General features: G+C 31.4%; 14 protein-coding genes and 1 tRNA gene. 9 read left to right on the forward strand and 6 right to left on the reverse strand.

Annotation, left to right across the window (positions count from 1 at the left end; translation table 11 throughout):
* Positions 1-82: 82 nt before the first annotated feature.
* The gene (locus H8K90_RS09730; RefSeq protein WP_186845771.1) at positions 83-1135 is read right to left on the reverse strand and encodes a response regulator; all 1053 of its coding nucleotides are present in this window, start codon (positions 1133-1135) and stop codon (positions 83-85) included.
* The gene (locus tag H8K90_RS09735) at positions 1132-2637 is read right to left on the reverse strand and encodes a sensor histidine kinase (protein WP_186845772.1); all 1506 of its coding nucleotides are present in this window, start codon (positions 2635-2637) and stop codon (positions 1132-1134) included. Before H8K90_RS09735 ends, H8K90_RS09730 begins: the two co-directional genes overlap by 4 nt.
* Positions 2638-2791: 154 nt before the next feature.
* Here H8K90_RS09735 and H8K90_RS09740 point away from each other — a divergent pair, with 154 nt between their 5' ends.
* From H8K90_RS09740 to H8K90_RS09770, 7 genes are all read left to right on the forward strand, one after another.
* Positions 2792-3199: a hypothetical protein gene (locus H8K90_RS09740; RefSeq protein ID WP_186845773.1), complete on the forward strand. Its 408-nt coding sequence runs from the start codon at positions 2792-2794 to the stop codon at positions 3197-3199.
* Between the two features lie 46 nt (positions 3200-3245).
* The gene (deoD, locus tag H8K90_RS09745) at positions 3246-3944 is read left to right on the forward strand and encodes a purine-nucleoside phosphorylase (RefSeq protein WP_186845774.1); all 699 of its coding nucleotides are present in this window, start codon (positions 3246-3248) and stop codon (positions 3942-3944) included.
* 143 nt (positions 3945-4087) lie between these two features.
* Positions 4088-6055 carry a heavy metal translocating P-type ATPase gene (locus H8K90_RS09750; protein ID WP_186845775.1) on the forward strand — a complete coding sequence of 656 codons (1968 nt, stop codon included), beginning with the start codon at positions 4088-4090 and terminating at the stop codon, positions 6053-6055.
* 100 nt (positions 6056-6155) lie between these two features.
* Positions 6156-6743 carry a CDP-alcohol phosphatidyltransferase family protein gene (locus tag H8K90_RS09755; protein WP_186845776.1) on the forward strand — a complete coding sequence of 196 codons (588 nt, stop codon included), beginning with the start codon at positions 6156-6158 and terminating at the stop codon, positions 6741-6743.
* A gap of 67 nt (positions 6744-6810) precedes the next feature.
* Complete coding sequence (locus tag H8K90_RS09760) at positions 6811-7266, forward strand: pyridoxamine 5'-phosphate oxidase family protein (RefSeq protein ID WP_186845777.1); 456 nt, start codon at positions 6811-6813, stop codon at positions 7264-7266.
* Positions 7267-7285: 19 nt separating this feature from the next.
* Positions 7286-8164 carry an RsiV family protein gene (locus tag H8K90_RS09765; RefSeq protein ID WP_186845778.1) on the forward strand — a complete coding sequence of 293 codons (879 nt, stop codon included), beginning with the start codon at positions 7286-7288 and terminating at the stop codon, positions 8162-8164.
* Between the two features lie 20 nt (positions 8165-8184).
* On the forward strand, positions 8185-8643 hold the full coding sequence (locus H8K90_RS09770) for a DinB family protein (RefSeq protein ID WP_186845779.1): 459 nt from the start codon (positions 8185-8187) through the stop codon (positions 8641-8643).
* Positions 8644-8657: 14 nt separating this feature from the next.
* Here H8K90_RS09770 and H8K90_RS09775 read toward each other — a convergent pair whose 3' ends face one another.
* The 3 genes from H8K90_RS09775 to H8K90_RS09785 are packed head-to-tail and all read right to left on the reverse strand — an operon-like array spanning position 8658 to position 11174.
* Complete coding sequence (locus H8K90_RS09775; protein ID WP_186845780.1) at positions 8658-9647, reverse strand: MlaD family protein; 990 nt, start codon at positions 9645-9647, stop codon at positions 8658-8660.
* Positions 9648-9651: 4 nt separating this feature from the next.
* Positions 9652-10413 carry an ABC transporter ATP-binding protein gene (locus tag H8K90_RS09780; RefSeq protein WP_186845781.1) on the reverse strand — a complete coding sequence of 254 codons (762 nt, stop codon included), beginning with the start codon at positions 10411-10413 and terminating at the stop codon, positions 9652-9654.
* The gene (locus H8K90_RS09785; RefSeq protein ID WP_390622205.1) at positions 10410-11174 is read right to left on the reverse strand and encodes an MlaE family ABC transporter permease; all 765 of its coding nucleotides are present in this window, start codon (positions 11172-11174) and stop codon (positions 10410-10412) included. Before H8K90_RS09785 ends, H8K90_RS09780 begins: the two co-directional genes overlap by 4 nt.
* Positions 11175-11333: 159 nt before the next feature.
* On the opposite strand from H8K90_RS09785, the gene H8K90_RS09790 reads away from it, so the two are divergent.
* A complete protein-coding gene (locus H8K90_RS09790; protein ID WP_186845783.1) occupies positions 11334-12104 on the forward strand; it encodes a patatin-like phospholipase family protein in 771 nt (256 codons plus the stop codon).
* An 82-nt stretch (positions 12105-12186) separates the two neighbouring features.
* On the opposite strand, the gene H8K90_RS09795 is transcribed toward H8K90_RS09790, so the two are convergent.
* Positions 12187-12271, reverse strand: a tRNA-Ser gene (locus H8K90_RS09795).
* Positions 12272-12561: 290 nt separating this feature from the next.
* Between H8K90_RS09795 and H8K90_RS09800 the strand changes: the two genes are divergently transcribed.
* Entirely contained in the window at positions 12562-12819 is a 258-nt protein-coding gene (locus H8K90_RS09800; protein ID WP_186845784.1) for a hypothetical protein, read from the forward strand.
* Positions 12820-12905: the final 86 nt, after the last annotated feature.

Below are 12905 nucleotides of genomic sequence, written 5' to 3' on the forward strand. Positions count from 1 at the left end.
GTCTAAGTACAAACAAATCTAAAACGATGGGTGATTTTAAAATATGATATTGGTCATATTGCCAAAAAAAATCAGAATTCTTTTAGTAAATTTCTTGTAGTTTTTGAAGATCTAAAACTTTAATATTTCTACCTTCCATTTCTATAAGTCCTTGTTTTTTAAAAACTGAAATTGTTCGTATTAAAGTTTCTGTAGCAATACCTGCCACACTTGCTAAATCATTACGAGATATTCTAATTGGATCATCTGGCTTTGCATTTATCTTTTCTGCAAACCGAAGAATAGTTGAAGCTGTTTTCTTTTGAACTGAGCTATATGCCATTTGTAATAATTGATCTTTAACTCCCTCTATATCATTTGTTAATAACTGCATTACCTCAAGTGTTACTTTATGGTTGTTATTTAGAACATCTGTGAGCTCTGTCTTTGATACACCTACCATCTCAGTATCTTCCATTGCAACAGCAGTTTCTTTGTAGGGTACGTTTTGAGTAAAGGATGTATAACCAAATAAATCGTCTTCCTTATGTAACCCAGTAGTAAGTTCCTTGCCACTTTCATCAAATTTATAGCATCGTACTACTCCTTTACTTATAAGATAAATATAGTTTGAGTTCTGCCCTTCTTTGTAAATGATATCGTTTTTACTAAAATTATAAACCGTACCATTATCGTCTAAAAAATTTTTTAAATCGTTTAAGGTTCTTATTTCTTCATCTGTATCTGATGATGAATTTTGTAGTGATTCTCGTTCCTCTTTTAAAAGTGCAGCTTTAGCAATTCTACTTTCAATAGCACTTATAATTTCATCTTCGGTAAAAGGCTTAGTAATATAATCATCTGCACCAAGGTCCATACCTTTTCTAACATCTTGGCGTTCCGTCTTCGCTGATAAAAATATAAATGGAATAAACTTTGTTTCATTGTTTTTAGAGAGCGCTTCTAATACACCGTAACCATCCAATATAGGCATCATAATATCACACACCACAATATCTGGCTTATGATTTTTCGCCATTTCTACACCAATTTGTCCATTGCTAGCTGTTAATACTTTGTAGTCTGACAATTCTAATAACTCTGCAGTATTTTCTCTTAAAACAGTATCGTCTTCTATTAATAATATAGTTTTCATGGTTGTGCTTTGTTGGGAAGTTCTATGACAAATGTAGACCCTTTATGTTCTTCGCTTGTAAAGGAAATGGTTCCATTTAAATTTTCTAAATGATCTTTTACGATATTCAATCCAATACCTGTGCCCTGCATCAATAGTGCATTTTCTGCTCTAAAATAACGATTAAAAATGTTTTTCTGATCTTTTGCAGGTATTCCTATTCCGTTATCTATAACTTTGAAAATTGTAGTACTTTCATTCTGCGAAATCTCAACATCAATAATCGTATTTTCCGATGAATATTTAATGGCATTATATATAAGGTTAGACAATGCCAATTCTAATATTTTTTCATCTTGATACATAGCCATGTGATCAATATTTTCTGGGTAATTAATCTGCTGACCATCTTTTAAAAGCATGTTAGCATTGTAAATAACTTCATTTAAAACCTTACTTAATTTAAAGTTACTAAACTTGTAATTAATCTTTCCTTTCTCTAACTTCTCTACAGAAAGAAAATCATTTAAAATAGTATTGAGATATTGAACTTTCTCAGTTATAGTTTTTATATGCTTCTCTCGTTTATCTTGTTGCTCGCTCAACTTGTATTTACTCAATAACATGGTAGAAGTTAAAATACCACTTAAGGGTGTTTTAAATTCATGAGATACCATTGATAAAAATTTAGTCTTAAGATCATTGAGTTCTTTTTCAGCATTTAAAGCCGTTTTTAATTCCTCTGTTCTAATATCTACAGTTTTCTCTAGTCGTTCTGTATAGTTTTTTTGTTCTGTGATGTCTAAAATAATAGCGAAAAAAACATCTCTATCACCTAATTTAGACCGTTGCAAATGTACATAGGCAGGATAAGTGCTACCAGATTTTCGTTGGTGTACAGTTTCAAACTCAATTTTTTCAGTATTCTCTTTGTCTAATAAAGCTATCTCTTCCCTAAACTGCGATTCGGTATAATTTGGTTTTATATCCAAAGGAGTCATGGTTTGCAACTCTTTTAACGAATATCCTATATTTTTTTGTGCACCATGATTTACATTTATAAATTTGAGCGTTTTAGCATCAAAAACGTAAATCTCGTTTAGTGATTTAAGAATAATATTCGCTAAATGATTTTTTTCTTGCTCTAATTTTTTACGCTCTGTAACATCAATCACCAAAGCCATAACAAAATTTTTACCATAAACGGTAAAAGGATTTAAACCCGCTTCAATCGGAAATTTGCTACCATCCTTATGGGCTCCAAAAATATCACGTCCTTGTCCCATTCTTCGACGATGTTGCTTTTTGATAAAGCCATCGAAATGAGCACCATGTTCAGCATGATAATTTTGTGGTATTAATATATTTAATGGTTGATTTATAAGCTCATCTGTCTCATATCCAAACATTTTATTGGCAGAATCATTTGTTTCAACAATATTTTGGTGTTTATCAACTATAATAACACCTTCAGATATAGAACCTAAAAGCAATTTGAATATATCTTGATCTTGTCGAAACATTTTTCAGCTAACTTTTTATGAATGTTAAAGATAGAAAACTCCATTTGAAATTGGTGAATATGCTTGTAAAGATTTAATTGGAAATTCTCAACTGATAGATATCATTTTTTTTAACAGAAAGCAACCATACATTTACAAATAAATACAGACAGCTATGAAAACTAAAAAGAAAATGACTTTGAAATTTTACCAAAATCTAGGTAAATTGTTTTATGCCGTTGCGGCAACTGATGGAAATGTTAAACCAATAGAAATTGAAAAACTCAACACCTTTGTAAAAAAATATTGGTTAGATATAGATGATATTGAAGATGTATTTGGTATCGATGCTGCATACCAAATAGAAGTTGTTTTTGATTGGCTTAATTATGACGAAGAAATGGATGTGAATACTTGCTACACTGATTTTGTATCCTATAAAAATGAACAGAGCCATTTATTTACTGAGGAAGTAAAGAAATTAATTTTAAAAACTAGCTCAGCAATAGCTCACGCTTTTTCTGGTATTAATAAATCGGAATTAATGCTAATAGCAAAATTAGATATAGAATTAAAAAAGTAAACTAAGTTTCAGTAATACTTACCACTTAATAAAAATAACTAGAATTATGAGCATTCATATTGAAGCAAAAAAAGGAGAAATTGCTGAAACAGTATTATTACCAGGTGACCCAATGCGCGCCAAATGGATAGCAGAAACATTTTTTGAAAACCCTAAATGCTACAACAATGTTAGAGGTATGTTAGGTTATACGGGTTTATATAAAGGAAAACGCGTGTCGGTTCAAGGAACTGGTATGGGAATTCCATCTGCACTAATCTATTGTCATGAGCTTATTAATGAGTATGGCGTTAAAAACTTAATACGTGTTGGCTCAACCGGATCTTACCAAAAAGACGTAAAAATTCGTGACATAGTAATTGCTATGGCAGCGTCATCTACTTCTGGCATCAATAATTCGCGATTTATAAATGCGGACTATTCCCCTACTGCCAATTTTGAATTATTTTTAAATGCAGCTCTATATGCAAAGGATAACAACATTCCTATAAAAGCTGGCAATGTACTCTCTGCAGACGAGTTTTATGATGATGATTTTGACAGCTATAAAAAATGGGCAGAATTTGGTGTGTTATGTGTAGAAATGGAAACCGCAGGATTATATACCATCGCAGCAAAGTTTAATGTTAGAGCATTGTCTATTTTAACGGTTTCAGATTCATTAGTAACTAAAGAGCGCACCTCAGCTGATGAGCGAGAAAGCACATTTAATACTATGGTTGAGATTGCATTGAATTCTGTATAGCTCATCATAAAAATGGCTTCAAGGTTTGTCTTCAAAGACGAATATCATTATTTAAATATTTGACTTTCAATGTTTTTACATTGATATAAATTAGCTAAATCCCTCTAAAGTTTTCTAATTTTGAAACACGAGAAAGTATCTAAATGAAAAATAAACCAGAACATCAACATAATCTCAATTTAGTATTTGGTAAAAAAACAGAACTCTATTTTGCTATCTTTTGCGGAGTGTTTTTGCTTATAGGTTACTTAATTGAAAAATTAACTGGTTTTGCAGATTGGACGTCATTGCTAAATTATATAATTGCCTACTTTTTTGGAGGTGCTTTTATTGCTATTGATGCATCAAAAAAAATTCCTAAAGGAGAATTTGATATTGATTTTTTAATGATTGCTGCTGCAGCTGGCGCAGCCTATATTGGTAGTTGGGCTGAAGGTGCTTTACTTTTGTTTTTATTTAGTTTAGGGCATGCTTTAGAACATTACGCAATGAATAAAGCAAAAAAATCAATTGAAGCTTTAGGCAATCTATCTCCAAAAACAGCGCTCGTTAAGCAAAACGATAAATTAAAAGAAGTGGCCATTGAAGCCCTAAAAATTAACGACATTATTGTAATAAAGCCAAATACAAAAATTGCTGCAGATGGCGTAATTATTAGTGGTAACAGTAGTATTAACCAAGCACCAATTACAGGAGAAAGTATCCCAATCGACAAAACATTTATTGAATCTACAAACAATTTACCAGATTTTAAGCACATAGATAAAAAACATATTGCCTTTGCAGGTAGCATAAATGGCGATAACAGCCTCGAAGTTCTGGTGCTTAAATTAAGTGAAGATTCTACAGTATCTCGATTAATTAAATTGGTAAATGAAGTTGAAACTCAAAAATCCCCTACGCAACGACTCACAAAAAAGTTTGAAAAATGGTATGTCCCTATAGTAATACTTTTAGTTATCTTATTATGTTTTGCGTATTTAGTAGTTGATGAAAGTTTTAACGAAAGTTTATATAGAGCAATAACCGTGTTAGTTGCTGCGAGTCCTTGTGCGTTGGCAATTTCTACACCAAGTGCTGTATTAAGTGGCATTGCTAGAGCTGCACAAAAAGGTGTTCTTATAAAAGGAGGTAAAGCGTTAGAAGATTTAGGGGAAATTACAACCATTTCATTTGATAAAACTGGCACCTTAACCGAAGGCAAGCCAAAACTCACCAACTTAATCACTTTAAATAATTTTAATGAAAATGAATTACCTAAAATCGTTCTTGAAGTAGAAAGTTTAAGTAATCATCCACTAGCAAAAGCTATAGCAAATGACATTAGAGTCAATTATAATATTGAGTCTCAGAATAAAGCTTCTAATGTAAACGCTATTCAAGGAAAAGGTATAAGTGCTTTATACAATGGTAATATGGTTCATATAGGTAATGTAAAGCTTATGGAAGATGTTGGCATTATAGTATCAACATCTGTCATCACTAAAATGGAGAACTTTTTAAAAAACGGGCACACCGTTATGCTCGTTGGATATAAAAATGAAGTCATAGGATTAGTTAGCGTAATGGATTTACCTCGAAAAACTGCCAAAAACACTTTAAAAAAATTAAAACAAATTGGTATAAAACAAATGATTATGCTTACTGGAGACCATCAAAACGTAGGAAATGCCATTGCCAAACAAATTGGTCTTACTGTAGTAAAAGGTAATTTATTGCCAGAAGATAAAGTAACCGAAATACAAAAACTCATTAAACGAGATAAAAAAATTGCAATGGTTGGTGATGGTGTTAACGATGCTCCTGCAATGGCATTGAGCACCGTAAGTGTTGCTATGGGTGCAGCTGGTAGTGATGTAGCTCTAGAAACTGCAGATGTGGCTCTTATGTCCGATAAAATTGAAAATTTACCCTTTGTTATAGGTCTAAGTAGAGAATCTAAAGGCATTATTAAGCAAAACATATTTATAAGTTTGGGTGTTGTTGCTATACTAGTTCCTGTAACCATTTTGGGACTCACCAATATTGGTTTAGCCGTTGCTTTTCATGAAGGTTCAACCATTGTGGTAGTGCTCAATGCATTACGTTTACTCCGTTATAAACTCAATTAGATCCATACAGTTTTTAGTTTCACTAAAGCTTATAATAAACTGATATTTCTCATTTTCAGTGGGTTAATATTGTAATAATTTTACAGAAAGTACAATAGCGATGCTCACATTCAAAAATTATAACATTGCAGACTGGTTTTCATTTTATCGGATTATTGCAGCGCCAGTATTATTAACACTCATTTGGTTTGATTTACGCTTAATATTCACATGGTTTTTACTCATTAGCTATTCTACAGATGCTATAGATGGGTATTTAGCGCGTAAGCTAAAAATTACCAGCCCAAGAGGTTCTCAACTCGATTCCTTTGGTGACCAAATAACATTAATTGTTGGTTTAATAGGGTTGTTTTATTTTGAAAATGCTTTTATAAAAACCAATTTTGTTTTAATTATTATAGCTTTCGTGCCATACATTATTCAAATGTTTATTGCCTACTTTAAATATGGAAAAGCTACAGCATTTCACACCTATTTAGCAAAATTATCTGCTATAGTGCAAAGTGTTTTTATCTTATGGTCATTATTCTTTTCTCCCGAATATTCATTGTTTTATATTATGATTGCTATTGGGCTATTAGAAACCTTTGAGGAAATTACACTCATTTTTATGTACAGAAATTGGGCATCTGACGTAAAAGGCATTTATTGGGCACTACGAGACAAACGTCGTCTTAAAAATAAGTAAACTGACCAATATCATAGATAATAACTTCGATTCTAAATAATTTAGTAAAAAACTAAAACCCTAGATTATGATTAGATCATTAAACCAAAAGGAAAACACAAAAATATTAGCATCAAATTATATAGGTAATTTATCCTATATTTATAGAGATAGACCTTATGTAGTGCCAATAACTTACTTTTTTGACACTGAAAACAATATTATAATAGGCTATTCTGGGGAGGGACATAAAATTAACGCGATGCGCAAAAACCCAAATGTATCGCTATCCGTTTCGGAAGTTGATTCAGTAAATTCCTGGAACTCGGTTCTTGCTCAAGGAACCTATGTAGAACTTTCTGGAAGTGATGCTAAAGCGCAACTACATATTTTTTCTTTAGGGGTTAAAGATTTAGTCATCAATAAAGAACACAGAAAATTAGATTTTATTAGTGAATTTTCAAGCAAAATTTATAAGGACGAATTACCAATTATTTTTCAGATTAAAGTTGAAGAGATTACTGGTAAAATGCGACGAAATTAATTTCAAAAAAAAGAAACAAATGAAATATATACTGATAATTCTATTAATGCCATTACTTTTTAATTGTAAAAATGACAGTGATAAAAAAGATCAATTACCTATCTATAATAACGAAATTAGAGATTCAATAGCCACAAATACGGTTAAACCAGATAGTATGCAAATTGAAACCGTTAATAAATCTATTGCTTTAGAGTTAAAACAAGAGCAACTCATCAAAAAAAAGGATGAGCGCATTGAGCTTCAAAAATTGGTTATAGATAAAAGAGATGCTATAGAAAAGGATGATTACACAATAAATTTTCATTACCCACTTCTTAATGAATCCTTTAAACCTACGCACACCAATTTTAATAATTTTATGAATCAGTATTATGCCAATATTTCTAAAGCCGAATCCGAAATATTACAGAATAAACTTTTATGCGATAGTATTGAAGCTCAAAAATTTAGGGAAGAGCGCTTTATAGATTACAAAATTTACAATGTTAATGACCAGCTTATAAGTCTGTTGTTTTACAAAGAGAATTATTACTCTGGATCCATGCATCCAAGTTTTACGTTCGATTGTTTCAATTTTAATCTTGTTGAAGGTGTGTTTATGAACTACGAAGACTTCTTTACGCAAGGCTCTGAAGAGGAACTATTAACTATTCTCAACGAAAAAATTAGCAATAGCATAAAACTAGGTAATTTGTATTACGACTGCTGGGAAATAGAAATTGAAGATTTTTTTAGAGCCAAAAATAATTTTGTACTCAATGATAACTATGTAGAGTTTTATTTTGATGATTGCGTAATGTGCCCTTCTTATACAGGCACCTATTCTATAGAACTTCCGCTCGTAGAATTACTTTCTGTTCTTAAAAAATTCGATTCAAATCCATTAGTTTTTTAACACTGATAAAAAAGGCACCTATGAAAACAAAGACACAATTGTTATTAGATCTTTGGATAGAAGCTAGAACTCGATTTGCAAATCAGTTACCTAATCTCACTGAAAATGATTTAACAAAAAAACTATTACCATCTCCAAATAGTATCGGTTTTTTAATTCGTCATATCGGAGACGTTGAACTTCTTTTTGCCAAAAACGTATTTGGAGCTAGCGATACAAAAGTGATAGCAAAAACAGTCATTGCCCAAAAAGACACTGGAGATTGGACTAACCTCAATGAATTGTTAGCATATGTCAATCACTCATTTAAAGTGTTACAATCTATCGTAGAAAAACAAGAGGATTCGGACTGGGAAACTACTATTGTAACTAAAGAATTCGGAACTAAAACCAAAGCAGAAGCTTTTGGTAGAATCATTTCACACACCACCTATCATGCAGGTCAATTAGCTATTATAAAAAAATATGGAAAAAGCTGACCTTAAAATTTAAGTCAATCTTTGTTTTTTGCTTCCTTTTTCTCTTGTCGTTCCAACCTCTTAAAATAACCTCGTGTTAAAAAGTTATGTTTTAATGCTTCCATATTCTGATTAAATTTATCTGTACCTTCATTAATATTATTTAGAGTAGATTTTAAACTATTCACTAAAGTTGTATCCTTTACAAAATAATTATAGGCACCTTCACTAGAATTAAAATCATTAACTACTGAATTTATGTTTTTGAGAACACTTTCAATTTCTAAACTTGAAGTTTCAAGATGTGTAACTATATCTTTTAACTTTTTACCTGAAAGAGTATCGTTAAGTAACATGCCTAAAATAGTTCCATCATCCGTTTTAATATTAGAAATAATAGAATTAAGTTCTGCAATAGAATTGGAAGCACCATAACTGGCATATTTAAGGTTGGTTACAGATTGTTTTAGGTCTTGTGCCATAATGGTATCGTTGAGCAAAATGCCAATAGTTCCTTTACCTTTTGTAATGCTATTAGTAATTTTAAGCAAATCTGAAGTTAATATCGCTGCATTTTCAGTACTTGTATTGAGTGTATTAAGAATATCGTCAGTACCTATTTTACTGTAAGATTCTATAGTAGTATTATTTTCTATCATTTCAGAAATCCCTTTACCTGGTACAATATTTACTATCATGTTTCCAACCAACCCGTCTGAACCAATCGTTGCAATAGCATTTTTTTTAATGTGTGAAATAATTTTCTCTTCAATCGATAATTCTACTTTTATGGTTGAATCGTTAACCATCATAATATCTTTAACCGTACCGATATCAATACCCGAGTATCTTACATTATTACCTTTTTGTAACCCATTAACATTTTGAAAGTAAGAATTGATGACAAATGTTTTTTTAAACATATCTTCTCGTTGACCAACCAGATAAACACCTGCAATAAATAGAATGGTTCCTATAAGAACAAATATGCCTAGTCTTAGTTTTTGAGCATTTGATTTTTTCATAATATTAGTGTTTAAAAAAGGCTTTAATTTTAGAGTCTTCGGAATTTGATAATTCTTCATATGATCCAACAGCATAATCAATACCATCTATAAGTAATAACATTCTATCTGAAATAACTCTTGCACAATCCACATCATGGGTAATAATTAGTGATGAGGTGTTATATTTCTTCTGAATATCTTGCATTAAAATGATGATTTCTTTTGCTGTGATTGGGTCTAACCCACTTGTAGGCTCATCATAAAGAATGATTTTTGGTTGTAGAATTAGAGTCCTTGCTAAGGCAACACGACGTTTCATTCCGCCAGACAATTCCGAAGGCATTAAATCGACAGTATGGGCCAAACCAACATTCGTTAAAGCTTCCATTACCAAGTCTTCAGTATTGAGATTTACGCTCATCTTCTTTTTGTGACGTCGTAATGGAAATTCTAAATTCTCACGAACCGTCATAGAATCATACAGAGCACTACCTTGAAATAGAAATCCGATATCTGCTCTCAAAATATCTAAAGCTTCTTGTGTTAATTTGGTAATATCATTTTGCATAACTGTAATAGAACCACTATCAGCTTCGATTAAACCTACTAAACATTTAATCATTACCGATTTCCCTGAACCCGATTTACCCATAATGACCAAATTTTCACCTTGATAAAGTTTCATATTAAAGCCATTCAATACATCATTGTCTCCAAAACTTTTATACAAATCTTTAATTTCTAAGACTATATTTTTGTTTAATATGTTTGTTATTTCACTCATAAATCGTAAAAAATATCAGTTACAAAAACGGCCATAAAATCAATAATGAACAATAATAAAGAACTTATAACAACAGCTGAATTCGCAGCCTTACCTACTCCTTCGGTACCTTTTGCACAATAATAGCCTTTATAACAGCCCACAATACCAATGGCCAATCCGAAAAAGAAGGATTTAATAGTTGCTGGAAAAATATCACCAAACTCTATTGCTTCAAAAACTTGATTAAAATAGAGTGTAAACGATACATTTCCTTTTAGATTTTCAACTAAAAATGAACCAAACAAAGCAATGGCATCTCCAATGATTACTAATAAAGGCAGCATTAACGTAACTGCTAACACTCTAGTAACAACAAGATATTTAAATGGATTTGTACCAGAGACCTCCATAGCATCAATTTGTTCGGTAACACGCATTGAGCCTAACTCAGCACCAATGCCAGAACCAATTCTACCAGCACACACTAAAGCTGTGATTATCGGACCTATTTCTCTTACTATAGATATACTAACCATAGATGGCATCCAAGATGCAGCACCGAATTCCATTAAGGTTGGTCGTGTTTGTAAATCCAAAACCAACCCAATAATAAAACAAGTAATTCCAACTAATAACAAGGAACGATTGCCCATATTATAACATTGGCGCAATAACTCTTTTGTCTCAAAGGGGAACTTAAAACTTTCCTTAAAAAAGCGAGTCGTAAAATAAGATAAATCACCAAGCTCAATTAAGAACGTGTTTACCTGACTTATCATTTTTGAAATATTCAACATCGCGGATTCTATAGTATAATCAAATGTATTGTAATAGCGCGTTTTGCAAAATGATATAAATCATATCCATAGACTGATATAAATCATTATTATTAAAGACTTTACTACATATATTTGAGCCTAATAGATTTCATAATAACAATGAATATAGGATTAGTATTGTCTGGTGGTGGCATGAGAGGAGTTGCACACATTGGTGTAATTAAAGCATTAGAGGAACATGGAATTTTTCCGACGCACATTTCCGGATCTAGTGCAGGTGCTATTGTTGGCGGTTTATACGCTTACGGTTATGATTATAAAACCATTTTAGATTTCTTTAAAAATGTTCAATTCTTAGATTTTAAAAAGTATGCTTTAGGCAAACCAGGTTTTATTGATGCTGAAAAATTTTACCCACAATTCAACACTTTAATTAAGGATGATAATTTTAGTGCATTAAAAAAGACTTTAATAATTACAGCTACTGATATTTTAAAAGGTAGTCTTAAAATTTTTAGTGAAGGTGAATTAATTAAACCTATATTGGCTTCGGCAGCTTTTCCCGGTGTTTTCGCACCTGTTAAAATTGGAGACTCACTTTATATAGATGGTGGTGCTCTTAATAATTTCCCTGTTGATGTTTTAAAATCACAAGCTGATATTCTTATAGGAAGTTACGTCAATGGTTTTGATACTCTAACAATAGAAGATCTTAAACACTCGCATCATGTTGTAGAACGTGCCTTTAAATTAAAATCCGTTAAGGAAGATTATAAAAAATTTAAACAGTGCGATTTGGTTATATCTCCCAAAACATTAGGCAAATATGGCACATTTGATAAAAAATATATCAATGAGATTTTTGAAATTGGTTATAAAACTACACTGAATGAACTTCAAAACAACACGTCGTTCCAAGTAAAACGTTAGTATCTATTATAAATTAAAAAACCCTCTAAACACTATGTTTAAAGGGTTTTAACTTTTAAAGTGTCTTTGACGACTTTATCAGCGGAGAAAGAGGGATTCGAACCCCCGGAGGTGTGACCCTCAACAGTTTTCAAGACTGCCGCATTCGACCACTCTGCCATTTCTCCTGAGTGCCTCATGAACTATTTGTTCAATGCGGGTGCAAATATAAAATCCTTTTTGTTGTAGCCAAAGATTTTTCTTTAGTTTTTTTAAAAATTAAATATAATTGATAAAAAAAGTAAAAGTTGGAGCTATTAATGAATCCATTGTACTTTGCGGCATAATATGTGTTAAACTAAAAGTTGTAATTGTAATTAATTCAAAATAAATTAAAAACATGAAAAAATTATTCATCATTCTAGGTCTTTTAGCTGCATTCACTGCTGTGGTTTTATCTGTAACTTAATTATACGGCATGGCAGTTACACCGATTATTATTGCTTTTATAAGTGGCTTAATTGTAATATTTTTATCGAAAAAGGAACATTCTAAAACAAAAACGATTCAATATATATTCCTTTTAGTTATAATATCGTTAAGTCTAACAATTTATAAAGGAGTAACTAAAACTGACGATGAAGTTGCAATCGAAAGTACTGAGCAACGAAGTACTAAAAAATTAGAAGATTCTACGCCAGAGACCGAAAAATTAGAATCGAATAATACCCCATAAAAATTCACCAAGGTGGTAAGAAAAAATTTCGTCTATTTATATTATTTTTGCTAAATCATTTAGTTACATGTAATAAGCATGCAAAA

The organism is Winogradskyella echinorum, from assembly GCF_014297365.1.
Lineage (GTDB): Bacteria > Bacteroidota > Bacteroidia > Flavobacteriales > Flavobacteriaceae > Winogradskyella > Winogradskyella echinorum.

What these genes read in the sequence shown, in the direction of transcription:
- H8K90_RS09730 (WP_186845771.1), bottom strand. Translation starts at nt 1,135, where the DNA reads ATGAAAACTATATTATTAATAGAAGACGATACTGTTTTAAGAGAAAAT.
- H8K90_RS09735 (WP_186845772.1), bottom strand. Translation starts at nt 2,637, where the DNA reads ATGTTTCGACAAGATCAAGATATATTCAAATTGCTTTTAGGTTCTATA.
- H8K90_RS09740 (WP_186845773.1), top strand. Translation starts at nt 2,792, where the DNA reads ATGAAAACTAAAAAGAAAATGACTTTGAAATTTTACCAAAATCTAGGT.
- deoD (WP_186845774.1), top strand. Translation starts at nt 3,246, where the DNA reads ATGAGCATTCATATTGAAGCAAAAAAAGGAGAAATTGCTGAAACAGTA.
- H8K90_RS09750 (WP_186845775.1), top strand. Translation starts at nt 4,088, where the DNA reads ATGAAAAATAAACCAGAACATCAACATAATCTCAATTTAGTATTTGGT.
- H8K90_RS09755 (WP_186845776.1), top strand. Translation starts at nt 6,156, where the DNA reads ATGCTCACATTCAAAAATTATAACATTGCAGACTGGTTTTCATTTTAT.
- H8K90_RS09760 (WP_186845777.1), top strand. Translation starts at nt 6,811, where the DNA reads ATGATTAGATCATTAAACCAAAAGGAAAACACAAAAATATTAGCATCA.
- H8K90_RS09765 (WP_186845778.1), top strand. Translation starts at nt 7,286, where the DNA reads ATGAAATATATACTGATAATTCTATTAATGCCATTACTTTTTAATTGT.
- H8K90_RS09770 (WP_186845779.1), top strand. Translation starts at nt 8,185, where the DNA reads ATGAAAACAAAGACACAATTGTTATTAGATCTTTGGATAGAAGCTAGA.
- H8K90_RS09775 (WP_186845780.1), bottom strand. Translation starts at nt 9,647, where the DNA reads ATGAAAAAATCAAATGCTCAAAAACTAAGACTAGGCATATTTGTTCTT.
- H8K90_RS09780 (WP_186845781.1), bottom strand. Translation starts at nt 10,413, where the DNA reads ATGAGTGAAATAACAAACATATTAAACAAAAATATAGTCTTAGAAATT.
- H8K90_RS09785 (WP_390622205.1), bottom strand. Translation starts at nt 11,174, where the DNA reads ATGATAAGTCAGGTAAACACGTTCTTAATTGAGCTTGGTGATTTATCT.
- H8K90_RS09790 (WP_186845783.1), top strand. Translation starts at nt 11,334, where the DNA reads ATGAATATAGGATTAGTATTGTCTGGTGGTGGCATGAGAGGAGTTGCA.
- H8K90_RS09800 (WP_186845784.1), top strand. Translation starts at nt 12,562, where the DNA reads ATGGCAGTTACACCGATTATTATTGCTTTTATAAGTGGCTTAATTGTA.